This window comes from Streptomyces sp. ActVer, assembly GCF_027270795.1.
Classification (GTDB): domain Bacteria; phylum Actinomycetota; class Actinomycetes; order Streptomycetales; family Streptomycetaceae; genus Streptomyces; species Streptomyces umbrinus_A.
In genome coordinates, this window is the sequence record NZ_JAPWHT010000876.1 from 1 (window position 1) to 1,484 (window position 1,484).

Annotated in this window: 1 protein-coding gene; it reads right to left on the bottom strand. The window is 75.3% G+C overall.

Annotated elements, in window-relative coordinates:
- Positions 1 to 1,293: thiamine pyrophosphate-binding protein (locus tag O3Q52_RS53000; protein ID WP_269655536.1), on the bottom strand; the 1,293-nt coding region annotated here is incomplete at its 3' end.
- Positions 1,294 to 1,484 lie beyond the last annotated feature (191 nt).

The following is a 1,484-nucleotide window of genomic DNA, read 5'->3' on the forward strand; positions in this document are numbered from 1 at the left end:
GAGGGCCCGGCCGCCCGCGGCCCCGATGCCCCAGCCGAGCCCGCCGCCGACGGTGTGCGTGTAGCTGCCGGGCCGGTCGAGGTGTACGAGCCGGCGCAGCAACAGGCCCACGGTGATGGCCTCTTCGACGATGGCGGCACCCGGTGGCAGCCCGCGGGCGACGGCGTGGGCGGCGGCCCAGGGGGCGAGGGGCGCAGGTGAGTACGCGGCCCGCGCGGCGGCCTCCGCACGTTCCCGTTCGACCGTGTGCCGGTCACAGGCACGCAGCACCCGGATCTTCGCCGTGCGCCCGGCAACCCGCTCGCGCAGCAACTCCGCGAGCCGGTCCAGGGAGGGGCGGAGCGCGCCCACGACCCCGTGGTCGGCCGGGAAGTTGCGGCCGATCTCGTCCGGGTCGGAGTCGAGATGTACGACGGTGATGCCGGGCGGCAGCGCGGGACCGGGGCTGTAGTGGTGCGGTGTGAACGCGTGCGCCCCGGCGATCAGCACGGTGTCGTACGGGGCGAGCGCGGTGCGGATCGCGTCGTGGCGCGGTGGCAGCATCCCGGCGTACAGGGGGTGGGTGGTCGGGAAGTCGAGGTGGTCCGCCATCGGCTGGTGGTACACGGGTGCGCCGCAGGTCTCGGCGGTCCGGACGAGCGCGGCCATCGCGTCCTCGCGGCCCACTCCGTCCCCGGCGACGATCACGGGCCGGGCGGCGCCGCCGAGCACGACGGCGGCCCGGTCGAGGCCGCCGCCGGGAGTGGGTCTCGGCGGCGGCGTACGGGCCGGGACGTGGACCTCCGTGTCCTCGGTCAGCAGGTCCATGGGTACGGACAGGAACACGGGTCCGGCGGGCGGCCGCACGGCGAGTGCGAACGCGCGGCGCAGCGCGAGCGGGAGGTCGCGGGCGTGCTGGATGTCGTAGGTCGCCTTCACGGCGGGCGCGGCGAGGGCGACGAGGTCCCCGGAGAGCATGGGGTCCTGTTGGAGGTGGCGGCGGTCCTGCTGGCCGGCCATGACCACGAGCGGGGTCCGTGAACGGCGGGCGTTGAGCAGGCCTATGAGTCCGTTGGCGAGGCCCGCCGCGATGTGGAGGCTGACGAAGGCGGGCCGGCCGGTGGCGCGGGCGTATCCGTCGGCCATGGAGACGACCGCGCCCTCGTGGACGCCGAGGATGTACTCGGGTGCGTCTTCGGTGTCCGCGAGGGCTGCCAGGAACGGCAGTTCGGTGGTGCCGGGGTTGCCGAAGACGCGGTCCACGCCCTCGCCGCGCAGGATGTCGAGCAGGGCGTGGGCGGGGCGGCGGCCCATCATTGGCTCCTCGCGGGGACGGGGACCTGGGTTCGCCGGTCAGCGTCGGGGCCCTCTGGGCCGGGGGCAAGGGGGGCGTGTCGCTCAGCGGTACGGTCGGTCGGCGCCGGGTTCTTTCGCCCCCGCCGCCCCTACCCTCCCCCACTCTCGGCTTCGCTCGAGCGGGGGGACCCCCATCGTCCCTTACTCAG